A 1,467-nucleotide genomic window follows, 5' to 3' on the forward strand; every position below is an offset into this window, starting at 1 on the left:
AGCGCCGACTCGATCTCGCCGAGCTCGATACGCAGACCGCGCAGCTTCACCTGGAAGTCGGTGCGGCCCAGGTACTCCAGCTCACCGTCTTCGGTCCACGCGACCAAGTCACCGGTCCGATACATGCGCTCGGCGTCGCCGAACGGGTTGGCCACGAAACGCTCGGTGGTCAGGTCGGGACGGCCCACATAGCCGTGCGCCAGCTGCGCACCCGCCAGGTACAGCTCGCCGGCCACGCCGACCGGAACCGGCCGCAGCCGCGAATCCAGCACGTACACCTGCGTGTTGAACACCGGAGCGCCGATCGGCACCGAGACGATGTCGTCCTCGGTCACCTCATGGAAGGTGACATCGACCGCGGCCTCGGTCGGACCGTACAGATTGTGCAACCGCGCACCGGTCAACTCACGCAACCTCTGCGCGGTCACCGCCGGCAACGCCTCACCAGAAGCGAAGACATTACGCAGACTCGTGCATTCGGCCGCGCGCTCTTCGGCCACGAACACCGACAGCATCGACGGCACGAAGTGCACCGTGGTGACCTGCTCGTCGACGATCAGGCCCGCCAGGTACGCGGGATCGCGATGACCGTCCGGCTTCGCGACCACCAGCCGCGCACCGACCTGCAACGGCCAGAAGAACTCCCACACCGACACGTCGAACGTCGCCGGGGTCTTCTGCAACACCACGTCATCGGCCGCCAAGCCATACTCGGCGTGCATCCACACCAGACGGTTGACGATCGCCGCGTGCGACACCGCCACACCCTTCGGGCGGCCGGTCGAACCGGACGTGAAGATCACGTACGCGGTGTTGGCCGGACGCAACGGCTTGTGCCGATCGGCGTCGGTCAGCGGCTCGCCGGAGAACTCCGACAGATCCAGCTGGTCGATCTCGATCGCCCGCGTCGCCCCGGCGTCGAACTCGTCGCGCGAGGTGGTCAGCACACAGACCGGCCGCGCGGTCTCCAGGACGTACCGGATGCGGTCGGCCGGATGATCCGGATCCAGCGGCACATACGCGCCACCGGCGACGCTCACCGCGTACATGCCGACCACCAGATCGATCGAGCGCCGCATGCCGAGCGCGACCATCGCGTCCGGGCCGACGCCCAGCGAGATCAGATGGCGAGCCAACCGGTTCACCCGAGCGGCGAACTCGGCGTAGGACAGACTCGTCCCCTCGAACGTCACCGCGATCGCGTTGGGCGTCGCCGCCGCTTGGATGTCAAACAGCGAGACCAGGGTTTCGGCGGACACTGGGCGCGCGGTGTCGTTCCAGTCGACTAGTACCCGCTGAGTCTCGTGCTCATCCAGCAGTTGGATATCACCCACCGCGGTTTGCGGCGCGGCGACGGCGGCTTCGAGCACGCGCAGGTAGCGGCGGCCGAACTCGGCGACGGTCGGGGCGTCGAACAGGTCGGTGGCGAAGGAGATCACCGCGGCCATGCCCGCGGGCTCGCCGTGC

At 67.8% G+C, this 1,467-nt stretch carries 1 protein-coding gene; it reads right to left on the reverse strand.

The genetic code is table 11. The features are described from left to right. A partial coding sequence (locus tag NA4_RS38245; RefSeq protein WP_157129589.1) for a non-ribosomal peptide synthetase occupies window positions 1–1,467 on the reverse strand: 1,467 nt, incomplete at both ends.

The sequence above is a fragment of the Nocardia amamiensis NBRC 102102 genome (genome assembly GCF_001612745.1).
GTDB lineage: Bacteria > Actinomycetota > Actinomycetes > Mycobacteriales > Mycobacteriaceae > Nocardia > Nocardia amamiensis.